Genomic DNA, 20,120 nt, shown 5'->3' on the forward strand with positions numbered 1-20,120 from the left:
TAGATGCTGATGTCCGGCTATGCACGACTGGCCAGACCAGCGAAGAAGTTAGGTCAGGGTTCGATGCCATATTTGCCGCTGATTACTACACTGATCGGCCCGTTAGTCGGGATATGGCTGGGCGTCGTCCTGACCGAACGAAAGACCTATCGCGAACGGGCGTGGGAACTGAAAGCCCGTGCCTATTCCGCGATATTCGAAGCGCTGGAAAAGATGCGCCGATCCTATGAACGTTCTTACAATGCAGAAGTCAGGGGCCGGGAGCGTGACGAGGCGGAGGAAGAAGCGGACAATCACGAGTTCCGCTCGACGAGGGACCAGCTTTTCATCCTGATCGCCAGCGAGAGCTGGATTCTGCCCGATGAGGTGAGCCACCAGATCACGAGCCTCGAAAAGCAGCTATCGATTCGGCACGATAGCTATTTTGAAGACGTTGATGATGGACGTATCGCCGTTCGCGATACCGCTGCAAGGTTGAGGCATTTTGCACGCCGCGACATGGCGACCCTGCCTCGATCCTGGCGCCCACGGCTCTTCTCGAGGGAAGGAAGGGGCGATCAGGCCACGCTGCCTGGGAAGCATTCGTAGATCATGCGCCTCTATCACTTTGTCCCTGCCGAACACGGCATCTCCAACATCGAGCGCCGGCGCTTGAAGATCGCGACGTTCGATCAACTCAACGATCCGTTCGAGCTATTGGCTGTGGCATCCAGGACCGCGGATGAGCGTGCCGCCTTTCGTCACGCTAAGGCACAGATGGCGGAGCGAGCAGGTCTGCTCTGCTTCAGTCGCAAGTGGCATAATCCGGTTCAATGGTCGCATTATGCGGGGAAGCATTCCGGGCTTTGCCTTGGCTTCGATGTAGCCGACGATATCGTCAAGCCGGTTCAGTATCAAGCGAAGCGCGTGCCCTTTGACCCCGCGATCCTGGACGATGAGGAAAAGGGGCTAGCTTTCATGCTGGAGCTGTCCTGCATCAAGTTTACGCATTGGAAATATGAGGACGAGGTCCGCGCTTTCGTTGGACTTGAGGATATGGACCGGGAGAGCGGAAAATATTTTGCTGAATTTTCTCCCAAGCTTGCGTTGCGCGAGGTGATTGTGGGCGCAGCCTGCACAGTGACGCGAGTTGAGTTGGCGCGCGCGCTGGGCGATCTTGCTGGAGAAGTACGGCAACGCAAGGCGCGGCTTGCCTTCAGATCCTTCCGAGTGGTGACGCAGCAGAAGAAGGATTATTGGTCCTGAACGGTGTCGACCATGCGCCCGCACGCGGCGAACGCATGGTGATGCCAGTGAGGTTCCTCCGCATTTTGAAAAGGGGGTGCAACGTACTCCTTCAAGGTGTACATATCTTGACCAACAGCATCATTTCGCGTACTAATTGAAATTGTACGAATGGAGGTGGCGATGCCCCGGGCTGTGGTGGAAGACAACAAGCGCATGAGCCTGCGCATCCGACCGGAGCAAAAGGCTTTGCTCGCCCGGGCGGCTGCGCTCAATCATACTGATTTGACCACCTTTGTTACGCGATCGGCTCTTCGTGTCGCCGAAAGCGTGATCGAAGAGGCCGAGCGGACGAAGCTAAGCGAGAGAGACAGCCTGCTCGTGCTTGATCTGCTCGACAACCCACCTCCGGCGAATGCGAAATTACGCGCGGCCATCGCCGCGATGCCAAAGCGAGCATGATGCTTCCTTCGTGGCATGAGGAAGCGATCTCGAAAGCCCATGACCGAGCCTTGTTCGACTGCGGCGATGAGGAACTGAACACCTTCCTGCAACGCTATGCGCGGCAAAGCCACGAGGCCGGAGGAGCCAAGACCTTCCTGGCGATCGATGACTCCGACAACAGAACGGTTCTTGGCTTCTACAGCATCGCGCCCGGCAGCATGAACTATGCCGATACACCTGAGTTGGTTAAGCGTGGCCTCGCAAGGCATGAAGTGCCCGGCTTTCGGCTCGCACGGCTTGCGACGGACATTCGCCAGCAGGGACAGGGGCTCGGCGGGCAACTCCTGGGGGCGATCGGCCGTAGGTGCATTCGCGTCGCCGCTGAAGTCGGTGGGGTCATGCTCATCATCGATGCAAAGAGTGAGCGTGCCGCTGCCTGGTATGCAAGTTACGGTGCGGTCCCTCTGCAAGATAAACCACTGACGCTCGTCTTGCCGTTTACGACGCTGGAAAGCGAATTGAGAAACGTAGGCCAATTATAGTTAGAGAAACCACATTACGAGATGCGCGCGAGAACTTCGCTTATCTCGATGAACATAAGGCAGTTGACTACAAGTTCGATTCACACAACTGAGCCAGAATCGAACCTCACGCTTGAGGTGCTCTCCGTATCTGTTCGCGAAGGATGGAACACCGCCACATTTTCTGCTACAGTCCAATTCTGAGGACAAGTTTGATGAATGCTGCCATCAACATCGACGAAAATGGGGTGAAGTTGCCGCAGCAAAAGCTGGCGGATTGGCTCTGGCACCCTTGGTATGCCAAAATTTGGTGGGCAACGATCCCCGTCTGGTGGGCGGGTATGGCCGCATCGACGAGGTTTCTGTCGCTGGCAGCTTTCTACGAAAGCGCGCTGGCGGGCTTTCTGAACATTCTGTTCTTTCCGATGACAGCACTCATGGTGCTGGGCGTTGGCTATGCGCAGCACTTGCTGGGCAGGCGACCCATTTCCGGCGATGGAAATGGGGCCGAGCTGCTCAATGTCGATTTGGATCCGTTTGGCGATGAGGTCGACGGTCGAAAATTTGGGCACCCGCATCCGTCGGTAGACATGTACCATCCGCGATCGGGAGGGCTGTATATCGGCAGTCCAGAAAGCCTACAGCATCCGGATCGTCACTAACGCTTCTTGAAGCTATCGTCGCCGTCACCTGGGCTCCCGTCAATATCGGTCGAGAACCGGCCAGACTTCAGGATAGAATTCTGCTCGATCGATGTGAGTGGACCGGTCACATCAAAAGTGGCGCGCCCTGCGTCGGCATCGTGAAGATAGCGGTTTCGCATACCAGTTGGCCCCAGGATACGATCAGACAATTCCCGCGAGAAGGCTTCTTCCGGGCGGCCGGACCGGGCAGCGGCCCGCTCGGCGGCGGCTATGGCGTTGCGAACATCGTGATTCACTACATCTAGGGACGATCTTGCAGTCTCATTCGTGACCCCCACATCGTGGCTTGTAAATCCTACATTCGCGCCGACACGGCCGTTAGTTGTATGGGCCTGTTGTGTTACCGGTCCTTGTGGAGCTTTCTGCCCCTTCTGAGGCACTCCACCTCTACCGCCGGTCGTTTCCGATTCCGTTTCCGAATTGGAAATGCCACCGCCCAGCTCAAGCCCAACATTGGTCCCCATTGTGGTCTGATCCTGTGCAGATCGGGTGAGCCCGCGCTGCCATCCAGTTTGTGCGATGATGGACTGCACATCCCGTGTGAGCGTGTCCGCTACCTGTGGATTGAGCCGCCAGTTGCCGTGCCGGTCCATCTCGAACCCGCCACGCAGCCAGTTCTGCATCATCGCCTGGCCCTGTTCGCCGCCGCCCAGGAAATGCTCAATGGTGTCAGGGCCTGCTTGCTTCCCCGCCTCGAACCGCGTGCTGGTATCGCTGCGCCCGGATTGCTGGAACCCGACCGAGCTGGAAACCAGCACATCATTCTCGGCGAAGCTGAACCGCGCGCGTCCGCCATTGGCAATGGCGCCTAGTTGGCTTTCGTTGATGAGGCCACCGCGCCACATCTGTGCGGCAGTTTCCGGCGTCAGGTTGAGGCTTAGGTCGCCATTCTGTGCCATGGCGATTTCACGCTTCGACATGGTAACGCCATGCTCGCCAAGCAGCTGCTGCATGCGGGTGAGCCGCTCATTCTCGACGATACGGGTCAACCGCTCGTTGCGCGCACGATCCGCAATGCCGGCCGCGCCACCCTCGGCCATATCCGTCTGATTGCCGACGCCCTGGCTCAATGTGCGAACGAAGCTATCTAGACGTGCCGCTTGGCGTACCGACATGCCCGCCGCGGCAGCGCCCTCCGCAAAGCCGGCATTGTCGGCCTGCCGACGCTGCTCACCGATGCGGGCGGCTGAACGTGTGCCGTCATGGCCGACCTCGCGCTGTGCGTCGAGCTTGCCCGAGCGTTCAGCGAAATCGTAGCCGGCAGCCTCGCGCGTGCGGCCATAGACGCTGGTGCCTTCACGGCCTGCCTCGGCCGTTGCGCCGTCGGCGGTGCCGACCTGCACGGCGGCGTTGTATGTCTCCAATGCGCGCAGCACCTGGGCCTCATTCCGGCCGGTGGCGCGGGAGAGTTGGGTAATGGCGGAGGAGCGGGCTTCGCCGGAGAGGGCGTTGATAAAGGCGATGCGGCGGGAGGTCTCCTGAACGGGGAGGCCGAGCATAGATGAGGCGTTGCGCTGCCCTTCGTTGCTCCCGGTCCTGTGGGCCTGCTCGGTTGCGACGTTCCGCCGCTCGATCGGTGTCACATTGTCACCTGCGAAGTCTCTCCGGCCTTCCATCGCTCCAACCTGGACCTGCGCACCGGTCAGGTCGTTGCGCAGCATCTGTTCCTGGTCATAGGTATTGGCGATGAGCTTGGCGAAGGTTGGATCGGCCGACGCCTGGGCGATCACCGTCGACGCCTTGAGCGCGGCATCCTTCTGGTCGTAACCATTGCGCTCGAAGTGCCGCTGCGCGCCCTGCATCATCATGTCGTAGGACCGTTGATCCCCGAACGCCCGCCACTGGACCATCTTCTGCGCGAAGGCGGCAAAGGCGCGTTCGCCGGACTGGCCCTCGCCAAAATAGCCGGTGCCCAGATTTCGGAGCGCGTCTTTCTCGGCAAAATTATGGATCGCCGATGTCGTGGCGTTGTCGCGCACTGCGCGCACGGTCGCGGGGTCGGAAAGGCTCCGCCCGGTGAGGGCAGGGGAGAGGCCGCCCATTTCGCGTGCCGCATCGAGTCCGCCTAGCCCGAATGCCGCCGTTCCGGATGCGCCTCCCCCGTGCTCGCCGATCACCCTGCTTGCCGCCCCGAAGGCCCGGTTTGCGCCGAAATTGGACCGCTCGCCAAAGTCGCCAAAGCTTGATGTCGCGCTGCGCCGGGCCATTGTGCCGGCCGCATTCGACTGCGCCTCGAGAGCGCCGGCATAGCCTTCGCTCGTTGTGAGGGGCGCGGCGGCGGCAGTGCCCTGGCCCTGGACTCCGAGGGCGCCGCTGGTGAAAGCCGTGAACACATTGCCCGAGAACCGGAACACCGTGAACACGAAGGCGCCAGCAAGTCCGGCCGCGGCTGTACGGAAAGACCCAAATATCGCGAGGGCCTTCATTGCCGAAGACGGCGCCAGCATCCAGGCGTTCGCCGCGACATTGTTGGCGCGCATCTCAGCCAGCACGTCGGTCGCGCGACCCAGGGTCAGCTGATAGATCCCGGCGTCGATCACGCCCCAAAGTGCGACGAAGACAAACAGGCCGAGGGCAAAACTCGCGACGCGCAGGTTGATCGGCGTCAGGATGAACAGCAGCGCCACCGGCATCATGAAGAGCATGATCCCGAACACTGTGGCGCGGATCGTCGGCATCCACTCGTTGGCCGTCGACATTGTGGCGAGCCCGGACGAGACTACGGCGCGGTTGGCCATGACGCGGGCGGCCGTGGCTGGACTGTCCTCAAACAGAACGTCGCCTATTGTGCTGCCAAGCATTACGCTGGTCAGGAATTGCTGAAGCGAAGCCGGGTTATCCATCATCATCCCGCCGAGCTCGCCAATATTGGCCCGGCATCGCTGAAGCTGAGCAGCATTGGCGATGTCATAGCCGGTGCGGGTGCAGACCTGTGCGACATAATTATCGAACAGCGCCGGTTCGGACAGCCGCGTAGAGATATGCTCCCATGCCTCGTTGCAACTCACCGTCGTTCCCGCCTTATCCGAGGACGTGAAAACGGTGCTGAACGTCGCTGGACCCGCCATCGCCGCGAAGGCTGCGGGGAGGTCCGTTGTCGTGCGAAAGAGCTGATCGTCATCGACGCCGTAGGCGGGCGACACCCGCGCCACCGGATAGCATTGACGCACATAGTCCTTGATCGTCGAATCCAGGAATACATCGGTCATCGGACCGCGTGGGCTCGCAGCGTTCAGGAACAGATCGAAACTATGCCCGCCCGCGCCGAATTCCAGCTTGGCATGGGGGTCCGTCGTGTTGTCGTCGATGACCTCGGCCAGCGCACGCTCCATCATGTTGGTCATGCCAGCAACGAGAACAATCAGATTCGGGACGTCGCCAACAGGTTGGTAGGCATTGCGCACCCGGTCATAGATATGAACCGTGCCGGTGGTGGCGACGAGCCCGACGAAAAGCCCAACTCCGATCAGCATCTGGAACCCGAAGGCCACGATGCCCATGCCAGAACCTTTGACGCTTGCGAGCAGCGCGCCCAGGGCAATGCCAACCACTGCGACGATCAGCACCAGTGTTTCATATCTCGGGTCGCCGAAGATCATGGAGACGAGGCGGAAGGCGTCCACAGTCTCGGCAAAACCGTCATACGTGTGGAAGCTGGTGTCGATCGCCAGCGCAGGTGTTGCCGTAAACGACAGTGTGAGCAGGGCGGTCAGGACCGACAGGGCACGAAGGATGCGTTTCATGGGGCTGATCCCGATCAGCGGTTGCGGTTGGCGGCAGCGCCGGCGGCATCGCGGGCGTCTCGGTCGCGCTGGCGAACGACCCCGGCATAGTTGGCTGAAAGGTTCGCCTGATTGAGGGCAGCCATATAGGACTGACGCATCTGTGCGCGCTGGCGCAGCACTTCGTCCCGCAGGTCGCGCAACTGCTCGATGCCCTTGGTCAAGATGCGCGTCTGGCACACCTTGGCGTTACCCGCATCGCTCGCGCCCGCCACGCTCACACCGCGCTCCGCGTTCGACACGGCAAAGTCGATCGACCGGGTAAGGTCGTTGAGCATCTGATAGGCGAGCGTCAGCGCGACAAGTTCATCGGTGTCGCCGATCACACTGTCGACGACGCCCTGACGCACGCCCCATTCCAGCAGACGATAGATCGGCAATGTCTTCACGTTGGCGACGAACTGCCGTTCATCGGCCGTCAGCGCGCTGCGGGTCCGGATCTTTGTAGCGATTGAATCCATCCGCGAGCGGGCGAGGATCAGCGCGCCTTTGCCGGCTCCATCGACTGAGCAATCGGCAGCGGTCGGCGGGATCGCAAGCGTCCGGGACTGGACCTTGCCGGTCAGGAAATCATCGACGCTCTCGGTATCCTGGCGCGGACAGGCGGGAATGGCTGAGAAAATCGGCACCTTGTCGGCCGGGTCCCAGCGCATGTAGACGTCGCCGACCCTGGCACGCATCACGCCCGCCCAGTCGGACGCGCCGACGCGTGCGGAAGCATGGGCGAGGAGAGAGCCCGTCTTGAAGATCTCGGTGACCTCCGCTGGACAATTTTCGAGCGCGTCCTTCAAATCTTCGGTTGGGCTATTGGCGTTCGCCTGAATTTTCTCGCGGCTGTGCTGATAGCTTTTGGAGAAGCCTTCCTTGACCGACTTGTAGCCCGTCATCTCCTCGATGATGCCCGACATGTTGTCGTCGCCCTTGGCGATCTGGACCATGCGGTTGGCGAGCCGGCAATCGTTGACCTGGATCGAGTTCAGGAAATTGGTCGCCGCCTCCATCTTCGAGATGATGTTGCCCATCTTCTCGTCGAGCGTTTCCAGCAGATACTGGAACGCCACGGCGGGCGCGGCCTGCAGGATGCTCTCGAGCTTCTGAACGAGATAGTCCGGGTCCAGAAACGACATACCGCCCAGGAACATATCGATGCCGCCGCAGCCCGCCTTAACCTTGGGCAGCGTAACGCTCATCAAGTAATCGTTGTGAACATCAACCCGGCCCGACATGCCACCCGCGGTCACGTAGCCCCTGGTTTGGTCTTCGAAACTGCCGGGACTGGTATAGGTCACATTGTCGAACCAGCTCTCCGCCCAGCCTTGAGCTTGGGCTGGCGTAGAGAGAGCAGCGAGGGCAACAAACGGCAGGGTGCGTACGCTCAGACGGCGCAGGGTGGCCATGGCAGGCAGCTTTCGATGGATGGAGCGAGGAAGCTGTCCCCCATGTCAGTTCCTCGCCCGGTTTGCGGATGGGCGCGTGGGAGCACCCACGATCCCGGTGAACTTCGACATGCCGCGTACGCCGACTGCGGGCTTCACACCTGTCAGCATCTTGGCGGCCAAATAGAGATTTCGCGCCAGATTGGGCGCATGATCGGTGCCGATCGCTATTGGGATGATGCGCCCCTGGTCGGCGATCGGCCGAACCCAGGCGACCGGATGGCCGACCCAGGGCAGACCGAGCCGCCCGGAACGCACCATTGCCTCCTGTGCGCCGATCGTGCGGACCTGCCAGCGGTAGCTGACCCCGAGCGCGCCGAGCCTGGTCCAGAGATCCGCGCAGGGAATGCAGCCGGGCGCCGTGCTCATCTCGATGATGAAGGTGGGGGCCTGACCTTTGAGCGTCTCGGCAAAATCAGGCGGCCAGTCGCGCGTGACCGGCACACGGGCAAGCCATTCGCGCATCTCGCTTTGGGTGGCGACCGGGTGAATTGCCGCGCGCATTGCTTGCTCACGGGTTGGGGCCTGCGCGTTGGCAGGCACGCTCACCACATTCAGGGAAGTAAGCGCCAGAACGGTGAGGGAGCGCATCACGGCCGCGGCTCCGCACGAACATCAACCAGGTCGCCGCCCAATGCACGGGGATCGGTAGCCGAGACCGGCCCATTGGCGAGGGCGTCAAAGAATCCGTCTTCCTCGCCAGCGCCGGTCATGAACTGCTCGGGGCGGATGTCTCCGGCGAGCAGCCGCACCGCCTGATAGGCCATCTGGATGAGGTTCGGGTACGCCTCGACTCCGCTGGCGATCACCATGCGCTGCTGGCTGTTCCGGCGAATGATCATCGTGGTTGGCGTCACCTCGACCCCGAACCGCTGCGCCAGCTCGGGCTTGCGATCGATATCCTGCAAGGATACCTGCCAGCCCATCTCCTCCTGGAAACGCTGGACAATCGGCCATTGGACTCGGCAATATCCGCAGGTCGAGCGCGAGAACATGACGAGCGCGAACTCGTTGGCGCGGGAGCGCAGATATTGGCGACGGACCTGGTCCTTTTGCGCCGATAGTTGGTCGCGTGCATCGCCGACCATGGGATTGGCTGACTTGGCGTTGAGTTCTGGATGCTGGAGCATGGCGATCTGGGTGACACCGGCAAAGGCGCGGGCCTTACGCCGGGCGAAGTCCTGCAACCGCCAGAAGTCGGCGACCGCATCGATGGTGAGCACCGTCGCGGCATAATCGCGCTGCTCCTCGATCAGCTTTCGAATCTTCGGCGGCGTCCATGTCGCCAGCTCCGCCATCGGGGGGATGGCCGGCTTGACCAGCGCGTCGGGATCGTCGGGCTCCTCGATCGGTTTGGGCGGCGCCTGATACCACCAATAGCCGGTGCGGCGCTCGTCGCGCTGCTGCGCTTGCGCGGCGGGACCCGAGACCATGGCGATCGCGGCGAGGCTGAGCGCGAGCCGCTTCACAGCAGCTTCTCCATCCGGCGCAGGCGATCGATCTCGACCGGGCCATAATAGCGGCTGTCGAACCCGCTGACATGCGAGGAGCCGACGAAGATGGTGCCGGGCAGGATTTGCCCATTGTCGGGCTGCCAGTGATCCAATTCCTGCCCATTGTGACCATAGGGCTTGCTCACGCCCAGCAGGCGCTCGTTGCAATAATACCAGCCATCCCATTTACCGGGCGTCATCGAGGGCTTCTCGATCAGCGAGATCCGGTCCCCGGGCAGGCAGAGCGCATATTTGGTGACCGTGACCGGCTTGGGACCGGCGAGCGGGTGCGACAGGGTGAACGAGACGAGATCGCCGCGCGCGATCGGCCCCGCCGCTTTGCGGATCAGATAAGCCTCAACCGAAGGACTCATGACGATCGTCACCTGGGGCAACGCCCAGAACGTCAAAAGCCCGATGGGCAGGACGATGCCAAAGGCCTTCCAAAGCTGTTCCGGGCGCGGTGGCTGGCCAAGTCCCGAACTGCCAAGCGCTACCGCTGCCTTGAGCGGTAGTATCTTGAGCTCGGCCCATCCGGCTTTAGCGGCCCTGTAGGCGAGCCTGAGCATCGCGCACCTCCTTTTTGCCGCCGAGGCGGGCATATTCTTCGAGCAATCCGGAAAGCGCCGCGTCGCCATAGACGATGTGCGCGGCACGCGGGCTGTCCTCCTCCCGCTCGCAATAGGGGAGCGCCGGATCGCCCGGCACCATCGCGAGCGCGGGCACGCGGGCGACCCCATGCTGGCGGAAGATCAGCGGATCGACGATGAGTTGTACGTTGCGCATCGTGCAGGCCGGGCCTTCGCAGCCGGGATCGAGCCGCAGGATCTCGGCCGACAGCTTCGCCATCGGCGCGACCCTGGTGAGACCACCCGGCATGCCCCGGAAGGCGAGGATGCCGCGGGCCTTCTCAAGCTGCGCGACATAGGTGCGCAGCGTCGTCACCGGCATCGAGGACGAAACGAACAGCACCGGCACCCAGCCTTGCGCCGATACCGGCTTCGTCACCCCGGCGACGGCGTCCATGTCGGGCGCCTCCAGCCCGAGCGCCTGGCCGAGCCGCCGCGCCATCGCTTCGCGCTCGGTTGCCATCGCGTCCTTGCCCTGGTCGAGCGCGGTGCGAGCGCGTGCGTCCATCTCTGTGTCTTGAACACGACCGCGTAGACCGTCGAACGCGCGGCGGCGCATCTCTTCGGTTGGCGTGGGCAGTGACGACGGCCCGCTGGCCTCTGCTTGCTTCTTCCGCGCAGCCGCGGCGCGTTCGAGCCTGTCGAACGCAGCATCGCCTTCGGCGGCAGCGCGATCGCGTGCGTTGTCCGGGCGCGGACTGTCCTGCGCCAAAGCGGACGCGGAGGCCAGCATCGCGATGACGGCGGCCAGACGGCGCGCGCTAGTTTTCGATAACCCGCATATAGGCATCGATCTTGTCCTTCATGTCGATCTGGATGTCGGCCTGAGCGCGGGCCTCGATCTCGGAATAATATTCGGAAAGGTCCATTTTGGAGAAATCCAGCGCCTGGAACTCCTCCGGTGTGAACCCACGGCAATAGGGCTGCTTGGGCGTGCCCCAGCCAAGCCCGTTGAAGCTCTTGAGCTGCGGGCGGCCCTGTTCCTGGATGATGCGGCCGAGCTTGGTGTTGAAGCAGCAATGTCCGCGCGCCTTCTGGACGCAGATGCCGAGGATCTTCGAGCTGCAATAGCTGCCGACCTCGTGGCACATCCCCGAACCCCGAAGCATGCCGACTTCCATGTCCTGTTGGTCACAACCGGAGAGCAGGAAATCCATCATGAAGTTGATCGCGAGGCTGATCGCGATCGAAGTCGGATCGATGCCGACGATGATGGCGTTGGCGCCGGCGCTCGCGGCCTGACCGGCGGTCGCGCCCGCTTTGAACGCCGTGAACGCCGCCTTCATGCCGGTGAACACGCCCTTGGCGACGGCGATCTTGGTGCCGATCGACGAGATCGAGCCGCCCATCCCGTCCTTGACGATCTTGCCCTTGTCCTTGCAGCAATTGGAGAAGGTGGTGCGAAGCCCTGCCGGGCGGCAGCGTGCTGCGCGTCCGGAGAAGATCTCGATATTGCCAAGGCAGGCGCCATCGGCATCGACCGCGCCATCGGCCGGAACCCCCGGATCGTCGGGCACAGGCTCATCCTCGATCGGGGTGATGGTGAGATCGGCGCATTGGTTGGGCGAACAGGCAGGACCACCATCCTGCGGCAGGCAGGCGAACTGCTCGCCCAGCGGACAGCTATAGGCACCGTCCTGTTGCTGGACGCAGGAGACCTTCTGCAGGGGGCATTGATATTGCCCGAGCGAGGTGATCTCGCAGGCCGCCGTCTCGCCGGTATCGTCGGCATCGCCATTGCCGTTGAGGTCGGCCGCGCAAATCTGCGTGGTCTGCGCCCACGCGGGCGCGGCGGGCATGACCATGGTGAGGGCCGCAAAGAGCCCGGCTATCAAGGGGAAAAAGGTTCGGCGCATCAGCGGGACTCCGAGGTGCAGATCATGTCCGCGCCGCCGAGCCGCACCGTCTGCATCATGACGATCGCCTCGGGGAAATCGTCGAGGCAGCCGCAGTCCGAGACCAGCTCCTCGCCATCGCCTACCGGGCAGATATCGGCGCCGGCGCTGGAGCGGGTGCAGGCGTGGTAGAAGGTGTCCCAGCCTATGGGCGCGTTCTGGCGCGCGCCGACCACGCCGTCGGGCGCGACCCCGGTGTTGGCCTTGGGCGCGCGCGTCTTGCAGATCGGCTCGCAGGCCGCGACCGAGCCGCGATCGGGCAGCGCGAAGGCGCGGGACGAGGTGGCATAGCCGCCGTCCTTCGTCTGCACTCGGTCGGCCAGCAGCGTCTCGGTGGAATGGTCGATAATATAGGCGCCGCGGCTGAGATCGGGCTGCGGCAGCACGCCGGTGTCGATGGTGCAGCGATAGCGCCGGTCGCGCTCGAACCAGGGGCGCACGAGGCTCAGCGAACAGGCGCCGCTCTCGAACAGGCGGGTCTGGGGCAGCGGCGTCAGGCCGGTGCCGACGCCATTTCTGAAAGTCTGGACGCCGTCGACATTTTCATCATGAAGCTGGCAATTGGCGTCGGCGGCATAGCCGGCGCACGTATCGATGAGCCGTTCGGTCGGATTGCAGCTCAGATCGAGCATCGCATCGATCCGCGCCGACACCTCGCCTTCGCCGCCGACCGCGACCCGCACCCAGATCTCGTGCGAGCCTTTGGTGAGGTATGGCTTCAGGTCGAGATTGGGATAGGCATACCAGGTCCGCCCGCGCTCGCATGTGCCCGGCGGCAGGCCGGCTCCGGTCCAGCTTCCCGGATCGGCGTGGACGAGCACGCCGTCGACGCGGACCTGCACCCAGTCGTCGAACAGGATCTGCGAGAGCCGTGCCGAGACGAGGCGATCGGGATCGCCCACATCGAGCGTCATCCGGAAATCATGGATGCGGCAGCTTCCGCCGCTCAGGCTGTCGTCACGCGGCGATCCCAGCAGGAACGCGCGGGTCTCGGGCGTATCGGCATAGGTCGCATAGCCACCTGAAGTTCGGGCGATGATGCCGTCGGCGGTCACCGCCTCGAGCTTCACCTCGCGCCGGATCGTGCAGGCGCGAATCTGCTCGGCCTTGCCCATGCCGGCAGGCGAGCCCTTCAATGCCTGGAACACGCTATTGCCGGCCGCGACCGACGCCGCATCGCCCTGGATCTGGGCGGGATTGGCGCGATAGACCGTCTGGGCGAGCGAGGGATTGGGAGCACAGGCCGTCGACTGCGCGCCGGTATAGCGGATGATCGGACCATCGATCGCCGCCTGGGCGACGCCGATGCGCGGGTCGGCGCTGGTGAGCGCGCCGACGACACCGCCGCCGATGTCCTTGAGGGTCGAGGCCAAATTGCCCCAGACGAGATTGCTGCCGCAGCTATTGTTGACGCAGTAGCAGCCCGCGAGCGCGGTCAGGTCGACCTCGGTGAGCTTGAGATCGCCGGCTGCCGAGACGTCCCATCTGTAGCTGCGGCACTGGTTCCAGGTGCCGGGCTGGCAGGCAATCACGCCATTGGCGCAAATGCCCGACACCGGCATCGGCAGGGTCAGCGTCTGGTCGAAGGTGCCATTGAGATCCTTGTCGCGCGAGATGCGCAAGGCCGAGATGTCACCCGTCGATCCCGGCTGCGCGAGGATTTCGAGCAGGGTCGCGGTGGTCTGGCAGGCAAGGCTCGGATTGAAGCTCTTCGTCCCGTCGACGGTGGTGATCGCCTCACCGGCAAGGCCCGGCGTCAGATAATTTTGCTGGATCGCCTCGATGTCGGCGCTCTTCTCGCGCGCGGCTTCGGCGGCGGTGCGGGCGCGTTCCTCCATGGTCTGCGCCTGTGCGGCGATCGGCATCGCAAGCGAGGTTGCCAGCAGAAGGAGGCCTCGCCAGGTCATGACGGTCTCGCCTTCGTGCTGCGCGAACCATAGGCGAAGCGGAACACGTCTCCCGCCCGGAACGCGGTGGATCCGGGCGAGAGTAGCTGAAAGACTGCCTGGCCTTCAAAAATAGTCAGCGCGGCCGAAACCGGAAGCGCAGCGGGTGGGGGCGTCGCCGGCTTCGCTGGGGTACATTCGGCCGCGCTGACCAAGGGTGGAGTGGCGGCGGCAGGGGGAACCGCCACCACTCGCGCCGCGCGCCCAACCACGGTGGGGAGCAATCCGTGACGAGCGGACCGGCCGCCCGCGCGGGACGCGCGGTTTGGGGGAAGCGATCTGCTCATGGCGTGGAGACCCCCGCGCAGCAGATCGCTTTTTCGAAGAGCATGAACTGGGCATTGTCTTTGCCGGGGGCATGTTTGCCGCTGGTCCACAGCGCGCCCGGACGCCCGATATTGACGCATTTGCCGCCCTTGACGGGCTCCATGATCTGGAGCTTGTAGCGGCTCTTGGTCCAGATCGGCTGCGCTTTCAGCGAGCAGCCATCCTCGGAATGGATGGTGAGCAAGCCCAGGCGCCCCATCATGAAGGTGGTGCGCGCGGCAAGGCCGGCCCAGGCCTCGACCCGATCACCCATGTGGATGTCGCCGGCGATTGGATAGGTCGCGCCCCAGCTTCCCATGCACCAGAACAGCGGGTCGATCGTCTTGCCGGCGGCGGCCGCCGCGCTGTCGGCCATGCACGCGAGACCGGCGGCGGGGTTGCCGAACAGGATGCCCTCGGGCTGGATGATCGCGCCCAATGTGCCCGACTGCCAGGTCGGCAGCACCTCGGTGATCATCGCCACGTCGAACCCTTCATCCTCGATGCAGGGCAGGTCGGTGAACATGTCGAGCATCTTCCAGACCGGCGAGATGTAGTAATGCGCCTGCGCGAACAATTTGGTCGTGTTGGTGCCGTCCGAGATCGACGACTGGCTGCCCTGGAGCTTGCCGCCGGTCGGCAGCAAATCGACGCCCAGCGCCATCATGCAGCCCGGCTCGGTCACGACGTCGACCATGCGGTTGGGCGACCAGAAGCTGACCTTCACCCCGAACCAAAAGGTCGCTCCCTTGCGACACGCGCATAAGGGTTTGGAGGCCGATTGCGCGTCGAGCGCCTTGTCGAGCTTGTCGAAGCTGCCGACCCGCACGCCGCCGATGGTGATCGGGAAGATGCAGTTCCAGCGGACCTTGGTGATCGGATTGAAGATCGTGCCGGCCTCGCACTTCGAGGCATGGGCCGGCGCTGCCGGAAGCAGGAAAGTCAGCGCGAGCGCGGCAGCGCCTGCACGCAATGTCGATGCCAGGCGGGTCATGGCCGTTTCTCCTGGGGAAGACCTTGGCCTCCCTTGCGCTCCAGATGGACTTCGGTGAGTTCGAGGCGTTGGCCGGCCTGGCGGACGATGACGGGGGCGACGGTAAGGCCGAGCCGGTCCTTGACCCGCTCCTCAAGGATGAACAGCGCGCGGCCGTGGCGTTCGCCGAGTGACAGCGCATCATCCTGACTGTCGCCGCCGCCGGTCAGAAGGATCCAGTCGGTGAACGCGGCCGTCTTCAGTGCCCAGCCAAGATCGCGCGGATGGACGATGACGAGGCGCTGCGGCAGCGACACATAGGTCAGCGGGTTGAAGGTGAAGCCCTTGGGGTAGAGGATCTTCCCATCGGCCAAGCGGATTTCCTGGTCGAGCGTGTAGAAGGGAACGACGCTGCGCACGCGGTCCGCCTTGGCGGTGCCGAGCGTGGCGCCCTTGAGCGCGCTCCACCCCGAGCGCGGGCCAAAGCGCGGCGCGATGCTTGCGGGCTGGCGCGCCACCGCCGCCTCGATCTCGGCCATCGCGTCGGGCTCGGCGATCGGCCAGGTCCGGCCGACATTGGATGTCTCGGCTTGCGCTGATCCGGCGAGGATCAGGGCACCGACGATCATCGCGCCGATCAGCGCGGACTGGATCGCGACGACATGCCAGCCTTGAGGGTAGCCCTCATCGTCCACGGCGGCGCTCCCTCCAGTTTGGCGGCGGGTTGCGGCTCTCGCCCCAGACGGCGCAGCAAAGACCGGTCGTGCCGACGAGCAGCGCGAGCCAGATGAGCGGGCGGGTGCCGTCGAGGTCGGCGCCCGACCAGATCAGCAGGAAGGCCTGGACCAGCAGGATCAGATGCGTTCCGACAAGCAGGCGGATCGACGACTGGCAGGGCGCGGCGGAGAAGATGCCGTTCATCGCCGCCTCCGCATGGGAAGCATGGCGCAGCGCGACCGGTGCGAGAGGAGCCAGTTCGTGACCTTCGGCCCGAACGTAGCGAAAGCGAGCACGAACGGACCGCCGGTGATCCCGGCGACGGCGACCACCCCGGCAATGAATTCGAACCTGGCGAACTCGGTTACGCCAGCGCGCACGAGGCCGACATAGGCGGCGGCACCGATCAGCGGTCCGGCCAGGGTCAGCATGATCCTGTCCTGCCGCCATGAGGCGCGGTCCATGTTCAGGATGTAGTCGGACACATCGCGCGCCCTTGCCAGCATCCGGACTCGGTTGACCAACGTGCGGTTGGCCCGAACCAGATACTCGTGCAGGCTTTCGTCGGGCTCACGCGGGACCTCGGTCAGATGCGCGTCCGAATTATAGGTGAAGGGCTCCTGGCTCATGATTTCCTCCTGAGCTTTGCGAGAAGGCGACTGGCTGCGCCGGTGAGGCCGATCAGCATCAGCCCGGTGAGGAAGCAGCCGATCCCGACGGTGGCGGCGCCGGTCAGCGTCTTCGACATCGGCAGGTCGAGCGCGATGCCGGCTGCGATCACCAATGTTGTCATCATCACAGATTCGATAATGACTAGGCGAAACCGCCATTGGATCGCCTGGACCTCGGCCCGCTCGGCGACGCGCGCCTCGATGATGCGTTCCAGTTCATCGTCGGTGTTGCCGACGAGACGCAGAGGCAACTGATCTGGAGATGCGGAATGGCGCTTCATGACCTTACGCTCCGCTTCACGTCGACGGTGCGTTCCGGCTGCCCCGCACCTCCGAATATCTCGGCGGGGTCGACGCCGGCCAATTGGCACACGGCTTCGAGCGGCGTGAGCCCTGCGCGCACCAGGCTGTCGAAGGCCGCGACCTCTTCAGGCGCGCTGGTGTTGATCCAATACGAAAAAGGGTCGACGACGAGGCGAGCGATGCCGAGCCCGAGCGGACTGTCGATGAAGACTTCGCTATAATTGGGCTTGTTGTTGCGGACCGATTTCAGGAGATCCAGGACGAACCCCGAATAGTCGAGGATGCGGTTCTCGACCGCCTTGTCGTAGGTCGATCCCTGCAAAAGGAAGCGCGTTGCCGCATTTTCGAGGATCACCTGACCGGTGCCGCCGAACAGCAGCAGATCGTTCATGCTCTGGAGAATGATCCCGAAGCTGCCGCGATACTTGCGCGCCCGGCGATATCCCTGGCTGATCGCTTCGGCGAGCCGCGACAGATCCTGGCCCTCCTGGCGCGTCATGAACTGCGCCGCTTCGTCGCACAACACGAAGCGGGGGCGGTCGCGGGCTGACAGGTAGAGTTCCTGTGTAACCGCGTTGATCACGACCATGATCACCACGTTGAACAAGTCGGGCATCGACTTGAGCCGCTCCAGCTCCAGCACGACAAATTCGTCGCGCGAGATGTCGAAGGTGGAAGGGCCGTTGAAATAATGGCCATAGGCGCCGTCCGACCCGAAATCGCGCAGGTTGAACGCCAGCTCGCGCGCGGTCGGCACGAGATGGTCCACCCGGTCGAGATCGGACGCGGTGTTGGCCGGATAGGCGCCGAGCCATTCGCGCACCGCATCGATCCCGGCTTCGGCGCGGCCGCTGTCGATCGCCCATTGCACGGCCGACTTGAGCAGGTTCCATTCGCTGGTGGTGACCGGCTTGCGGGTGGCGGCGTTCGCCATCTCCGCGACGATGGCGACCGCCATCGAGATCGCGGATTCGCGGTCATCGCCGTCCATCGCGAGACCGAGGTCGAACGGGTTGAGCACGAGATGCTCTTCGCCGAGATCGATGTATCGGCCCGAGCAGAGCGTGCAGAGCTTGCGGTATGACCCGCCGATATCGATGATACGGATGAGCGCGTTCTGCGCGAAATATTGCTGGCAGAGGTTGTTGAGCAGGAAGCTCTTTCCTGCGCCTGATTCCGCTGAGACGATGAAATTGTAGTTGTTGATGCGCGGGTCGAAGAGGTCGAGCGTGATGAGTTGCCCCTTGCGTCCCGTATAGAGAAGGGCAGGGCGTCCACCTCCGCGGAAATCGGTCTGGATCGGTGACATCAGCACGGCGGCGCGCGCCGGCACGCGGAAATCGCGCTGGAGCATGCCAATGGTGCGCCGGTCAGGATAAAGTCCGAACGGCAGGCTTGCGGCGAGCAGGATCGGGTTGAGGTAGCTTTCCTCCTGGACCATCCAGGGCAGTGGCTCGCTTTCCCACAACCGCTTGGCGCGGGCCGCCATCTCGCGGGCCTGATGCCGATCGCTGCCGAACACCCACATGGTCGGGATCACCGAGACGAAGCGGCTGTTGCCGATCTCGTCGAGGACCCAGCCGATCTCCTCGATCTGCTTGCCGACCTCGACGGCAAAGCTGCCCGCCGCTTTCTGCGCCGAGAGGATCTGCGCGCGCTTGTGAACCTCAAAAGCGGAATGATCGAACAGGACATTCAGCGTGTAGAGAAACGGGCCACCGATCTGGTCGCTGTCTTCGCTGCTGCCGCGCATGCCGCCGGTCAGGCGATTGGCGCGCTCGGCCGTGATCCGGCGCGGCGGCGATTTTGGCGTCAGGCAACGGGCGACCTGATTGCCGAGGAATACCTCCGGCCCATCGAAAGTCAGCGCTGGTCCCGCATCGATGATCTGGCGGCGGAGAGGCACATCAGCGGTCTGCGTGAACACGCCAGGTGCCGGTACGTGAACGCCATTGAATATCCGTCGGTAAAGAGAGATGATCTCACCCGGCGCCATCGACCGAATGCCAAGCTTCGCCATCTGCTCTTCGATCTGGCGCTTGAGGTCGCTGTCCATGGGCTGGCGCATCTTGACCGACAGGAAGGTGCGAAAGTTGCGTACCGGGATGCCGTGGAGCGCCTTGAGACCAGCGGTGCCGGCGCGCAGATAGTCGAAGGTGCGTTTCGCAGACGCCTGGATCAACGGATCCGGGCGGCTTTTCAGGTCGAGATAGGCGTCGAGCGCATCGTCGATCAGCGGATCGGCGAAGCTTTGGATCTGGAGCACCGTACCTTCGGGGAAATGCACGTTGAGCAGCCCGAGCAGCGCTTCATGGACATGCGCGAACATATAGGCCGAGGGGACCAGCTCCCAGGCATAGCCCCAACCATCGTCGATAGTGAGGAAAGCCTGTTCCTCCTCGACCCAGGCTGCGAGCGGCAAATAGTCGGAAAAGCTATCGCGTTCGACGCTACGCCGCAGCCTTGCGAGCGTCATGCCGCCGTGTTGCCGGCTCATGGCTGCGGCTCCGCATCGTTCTGGCGGTCCTGGACCTGTTCGAGGACGCTGGCGCGCGAGGCTGGCGCAACAGGTTCTACCAGATAGTCTCCGACCACCCATTGCGAGCGCTCGACCACCGAATACACATAGCGTGGCATGTAGAGCCGATCAGGTCGTTGCCGGTCGGCATAGGGAAGAATCAGCGTGCGGACCGAGCGTGGGGGCTTGAGCATGGGCGTGACAGGCTGGTCGATCAGCCCCTGCAACTCGCGATAGACGCTGTCACGATAGCCGACGAAGGAACCCGACGATGCCTTGCCTGCACCTCGCGTGCCCTTGTCGCCCCGGAGCATCGCCTTGTCACGTGTGACGGCGGGGTCGGATTTCGAAGCCACGCCCGCCACCGCATCGGCATAGGCCTTGTCCGGGTGGATGCATTGGCCGTGATCGTCGTTCTTGCACGAGAATTTCTCGCTGTAGGGCGACATGACCGATCCCAACGTCGCGCACCCGCTCAGCGTAAGCGCTGCCGCAACGGGAAGGACGAGGGACGCGGTGCGCGTCAGGTATCGCAGCGGTGATGACCGCATGGCTGGA

At 63.4% G+C, this 20,120-nt stretch carries 20 protein-coding genes; 5 read left to right on the top strand and 15 right to left on the bottom strand.

All coding sequences use genetic code 11. The annotated features are described in order from the left end of the window. The first annotated feature begins 3 nt into the window (after positions 1 to 3). From U0025_RS04855 to U0025_RS04875, 5 genes are all read left to right on the top strand, one after another. Positions 4 to 588 (top strand): hypothetical protein, encoded by a 585-nt coding sequence (locus U0025_RS04855; RefSeq protein ID WP_004211663.1) that lies wholly within the window; start codon positions 4 to 6, stop codon positions 586 to 588. A gap of 3 nt (positions 589 to 591) precedes the next feature. Then, positions 592 to 1,245, top strand: coding sequence for a DUF2971 domain-containing protein (locus U0025_RS04860; RefSeq protein ID WP_004211664.1), 654 nt, complete (start codon positions 592 to 594; stop codon positions 1,243 to 1,245). 150 nt (positions 1,246 to 1,395) lie between these two features. Further along, positions 1,396 to 1,686 (top strand): type II toxin-antitoxin system TacA family antitoxin, encoded by a 291-nt coding sequence (locus tag U0025_RS04865; RefSeq protein WP_247650515.1) that lies wholly within the window; start codon positions 1,396 to 1,398, stop codon positions 1,684 to 1,686. Then, positions 1,683 to 2,210 (top strand): hypothetical protein, encoded by a 528-nt coding sequence (locus tag U0025_RS04870; RefSeq protein ID WP_004211666.1) that lies wholly within the window; start codon positions 1,683 to 1,685, stop codon positions 2,208 to 2,210. Before U0025_RS04865 ends, U0025_RS04870 begins: the two co-directional genes overlap by 4 nt. A 194-nt stretch (positions 2,211 to 2,404) precedes the next feature. Then, positions 2,405 to 2,851 carry a hypothetical protein gene (locus U0025_RS04875; protein ID WP_004211667.1) on the top strand — a complete coding sequence of 149 codons (447 nt, stop codon included), beginning with the start codon at positions 2,405 to 2,407 and terminating at the stop codon, positions 2,849 to 2,851. Here U0025_RS04875 and U0025_RS04880 read toward each other — a convergent pair. The 15 genes from U0025_RS04880 to U0025_RS04950 all read right to left on the bottom strand — a co-directional run bounded on the left by U0025_RS04880 (position 2,848) and on the right by U0025_RS04950 (position 20,113). After that, on the bottom strand, positions 2,848 to 6,636 hold the full coding sequence (locus tag U0025_RS04880) for a conjugal transfer protein TraG N-terminal domain-containing protein (RefSeq protein WP_004211669.1): 3,789 nt from the start codon (positions 6,634 to 6,636) through the stop codon (positions 2,848 to 2,850). The genes U0025_RS04875 and U0025_RS04880 overlap by 4 nt on opposite strands. A 14-nt stretch (positions 6,637 to 6,650) precedes the next feature. Continuing rightward, positions 6,651 to 8,072: a conjugal transfer protein TraH gene (locus tag U0025_RS04885; protein WP_004211670.1), complete on the bottom strand. Its 1,422-nt coding sequence runs from the start codon at positions 8,070 to 8,072 to the stop codon at positions 6,651 to 6,653. Positions 8,073 to 8,117: 45 nt separating this feature from the next. After that, on the bottom strand, positions 8,118 to 8,702 hold the full coding sequence (locus tag U0025_RS04890) for a hypothetical protein (protein WP_004211671.1): 585 nt from the start codon (positions 8,700 to 8,702) through the stop codon (positions 8,118 to 8,120). Further along, positions 8,702 to 9,580, bottom strand: a complete 879-nt coding sequence (locus tag U0025_RS04895; RefSeq protein WP_004211672.1) for a conjugal transfer protein TraF — start codon at positions 9,578 to 9,580, stop codon at positions 8,702 to 8,704. Before U0025_RS04895 ends, U0025_RS04890 begins: the two co-directional genes overlap by 1 nt. Then, positions 9,577 to 10,173: a S26 family signal peptidase gene (locus U0025_RS04900; protein ID WP_004211673.1), complete on the bottom strand. Its 597-nt coding sequence runs from the start codon at positions 10,171 to 10,173 to the stop codon at positions 9,577 to 9,579. Before U0025_RS04900 ends, U0025_RS04895 begins: the two co-directional genes overlap by 4 nt. Next, positions 10,145 to 11,023, bottom strand: a complete 879-nt coding sequence (locus tag U0025_RS04905; protein ID WP_004211675.1) for a type-F conjugative transfer system pilin assembly protein TrbC — start codon at positions 11,021 to 11,023, stop codon at positions 10,145 to 10,147. Before U0025_RS04905 ends, U0025_RS04900 begins: the two co-directional genes overlap by 29 nt. Beyond that, positions 10,995 to 12,089, bottom strand: a complete 1,095-nt coding sequence (traN, locus tag U0025_RS04910) for a conjugal transfer protein TraN (protein ID WP_004211676.1) — start codon at positions 12,087 to 12,089, stop codon at positions 10,995 to 10,997. The genes U0025_RS04905 and traN overlap by 29 nt, the downstream gene beginning before the upstream one ends. Beyond that, on the bottom strand, positions 12,089 to 14,035 hold the full coding sequence (locus tag U0025_RS04915) for a hypothetical protein (RefSeq protein WP_004211678.1): 1,947 nt from the start codon (positions 14,033 to 14,035) through the stop codon (positions 12,089 to 12,091). The genes traN and U0025_RS04915 overlap by 1 nt, the downstream gene beginning before the upstream one ends. Before the next feature lie 322 nt (positions 14,036 to 14,357). Next, the gene (locus U0025_RS04920; RefSeq protein ID WP_004211679.1) at positions 14,358 to 15,374 is read right to left on the bottom strand and encodes a TraU family protein; all 1,017 of its coding nucleotides are present in this window, start codon (positions 15,372 to 15,374) and stop codon (positions 14,358 to 14,360) included. Next, positions 15,371 to 16,048, bottom strand: coding sequence for a hypothetical protein (locus U0025_RS04925; protein ID WP_004211680.1), 678 nt, complete (start codon positions 16,046 to 16,048; stop codon positions 15,371 to 15,373). The genes U0025_RS04920 and U0025_RS04925 overlap by 4 nt, the downstream gene beginning before the upstream one ends. Continuing rightward, the gene (locus tag U0025_RS04930) at positions 16,038 to 16,274 is read right to left on the bottom strand and encodes a hypothetical protein (RefSeq protein ID WP_004211681.1); all 237 of its coding nucleotides are present in this window, start codon (positions 16,272 to 16,274) and stop codon (positions 16,038 to 16,040) included. Before U0025_RS04930 ends, U0025_RS04925 begins: the two co-directional genes overlap by 11 nt. Next, a complete protein-coding gene (locus U0025_RS04935) occupies positions 16,271 to 16,699 on the bottom strand; it encodes a hypothetical protein (RefSeq protein ID WP_004211682.1) in 429 nt (142 codons plus the stop codon). Before U0025_RS04935 ends, U0025_RS04930 begins: the two co-directional genes overlap by 4 nt. Continuing rightward, positions 16,696 to 17,022 (bottom strand): hypothetical protein, encoded by a 327-nt coding sequence (locus U0025_RS04940; RefSeq protein WP_004211683.1) that lies wholly within the window; start codon positions 17,020 to 17,022, stop codon positions 16,696 to 16,698. The genes U0025_RS04935 and U0025_RS04940 overlap by 4 nt, the downstream gene beginning before the upstream one ends. After that, positions 17,019 to 19,541 (bottom strand): TraC family protein, encoded by a 2,523-nt coding sequence (locus U0025_RS04945; RefSeq protein ID WP_004211684.1) that lies wholly within the window; start codon positions 19,539 to 19,541, stop codon positions 17,019 to 17,021. Before U0025_RS04945 ends, U0025_RS04940 begins: the two co-directional genes overlap by 4 nt. Further along, positions 19,538 to 20,113, bottom strand: a complete 576-nt coding sequence (locus U0025_RS04950) for a TraV family lipoprotein (protein ID WP_004211685.1) — start codon at positions 20,111 to 20,113, stop codon at positions 19,538 to 19,540. The genes U0025_RS04945 and U0025_RS04950 overlap by 4 nt, the downstream gene beginning before the upstream one ends. Between the last annotated feature and the right edge of the window lie 7 nt (positions 20,114 to 20,120).

This window comes from Sphingobium yanoikuyae, from assembly GCF_034424525.1.
GTDB lineage: Bacteria > Pseudomonadota > Alphaproteobacteria > Sphingomonadales > Sphingomonadaceae > Sphingobium > Sphingobium yanoikuyae.

Coding starts and splice junctions, on each gene's coding strand:
- U0025_RS04855 (WP_004211663.1), top strand. CDS start 4: ATGCTGATGTCCGGCTATGCACGACTGGCCAGACCAGCGAAGAAGTTA.
- U0025_RS04860 (WP_004211664.1), top strand. CDS start 592: ATGCGCCTCTATCACTTTGTCCCTGCCGAACACGGCATCTCCAACATC.
- U0025_RS04865 (WP_247650515.1), top strand. CDS start 1,396: ATGGAGGTGGCGATGCCCCGGGCTGTGGTGGAAGACAACAAGCGCATG.
- U0025_RS04870 (WP_004211666.1), top strand. CDS start 1,683: ATGATGCTTCCTTCGTGGCATGAGGAAGCGATCTCGAAAGCCCATGAC.
- U0025_RS04875 (WP_004211667.1), top strand. CDS start 2,405: ATGAATGCTGCCATCAACATCGACGAAAATGGGGTGAAGTTGCCGCAG.
- U0025_RS04880 (WP_004211669.1), bottom strand. CDS start 6,636: ATGAAACGCATCCTTCGTGCCCTGTCGGTCCTGACCGCCCTGCTCACA.
- U0025_RS04885 (WP_004211670.1), bottom strand. CDS start 8,072: ATGGCCACCCTGCGCCGTCTGAGCGTACGCACCCTGCCGTTTGTTGCC.
- U0025_RS04890 (WP_004211671.1), bottom strand. CDS start 8,702: ATGCGCTCCCTCACCGTTCTGGCGCTTACTTCCCTGAATGTGGTGAGC.
- U0025_RS04900 (WP_004211673.1), bottom strand. CDS start 10,173: ATGCTCAGGCTCGCCTACAGGGCCGCTAAAGCCGGATGGGCCGAGCTC.
- U0025_RS04905 (WP_004211675.1), bottom strand. CDS start 11,023: ATGCCTATATGCGGGTTATCGAAAACTAGCGCGCGCCGTCTGGCCGCC.
- traN (WP_004211676.1), bottom strand. CDS start 12,089: ATGCGCCGAACCTTTTTCCCCTTGATAGCCGGGCTCTTTGCGGCCCTC.
- U0025_RS04915 (WP_004211678.1), bottom strand. CDS start 14,035: ATGACCTGGCGAGGCCTCCTTCTGCTGGCAACCTCGCTTGCGATGCCG.
- U0025_RS04920 (WP_004211679.1), bottom strand. CDS start 15,374: ATGACCCGCCTGGCATCGACATTGCGTGCAGGCGCTGCCGCGCTCGCG.
- U0025_RS04930 (WP_004211681.1), bottom strand. CDS start 16,274: ATGAACGGCATCTTCTCCGCCGCGCCCTGCCAGTCGTCGATCCGCCTG.
- U0025_RS04935 (WP_004211682.1), bottom strand. CDS start 16,699: ATGAGCCAGGAGCCCTTCACCTATAATTCGGACGCGCATCTGACCGAG.
- U0025_RS04940 (WP_004211683.1), bottom strand. CDS start 17,022: ATGAAGCGCCATTCCGCATCTCCAGATCAGTTGCCTCTGCGTCTCGTC.
- U0025_RS04945 (WP_004211684.1), bottom strand. CDS start 19,541: ATGAGCCGGCAACACGGCGGCATGACGCTCGCAAGGCTGCGGCGTAGC.
- U0025_RS04950 (WP_004211685.1), bottom strand. CDS start 20,113: ATGCGGTCATCACCGCTGCGATACCTGACGCGCACCGCGTCCCTCGTC.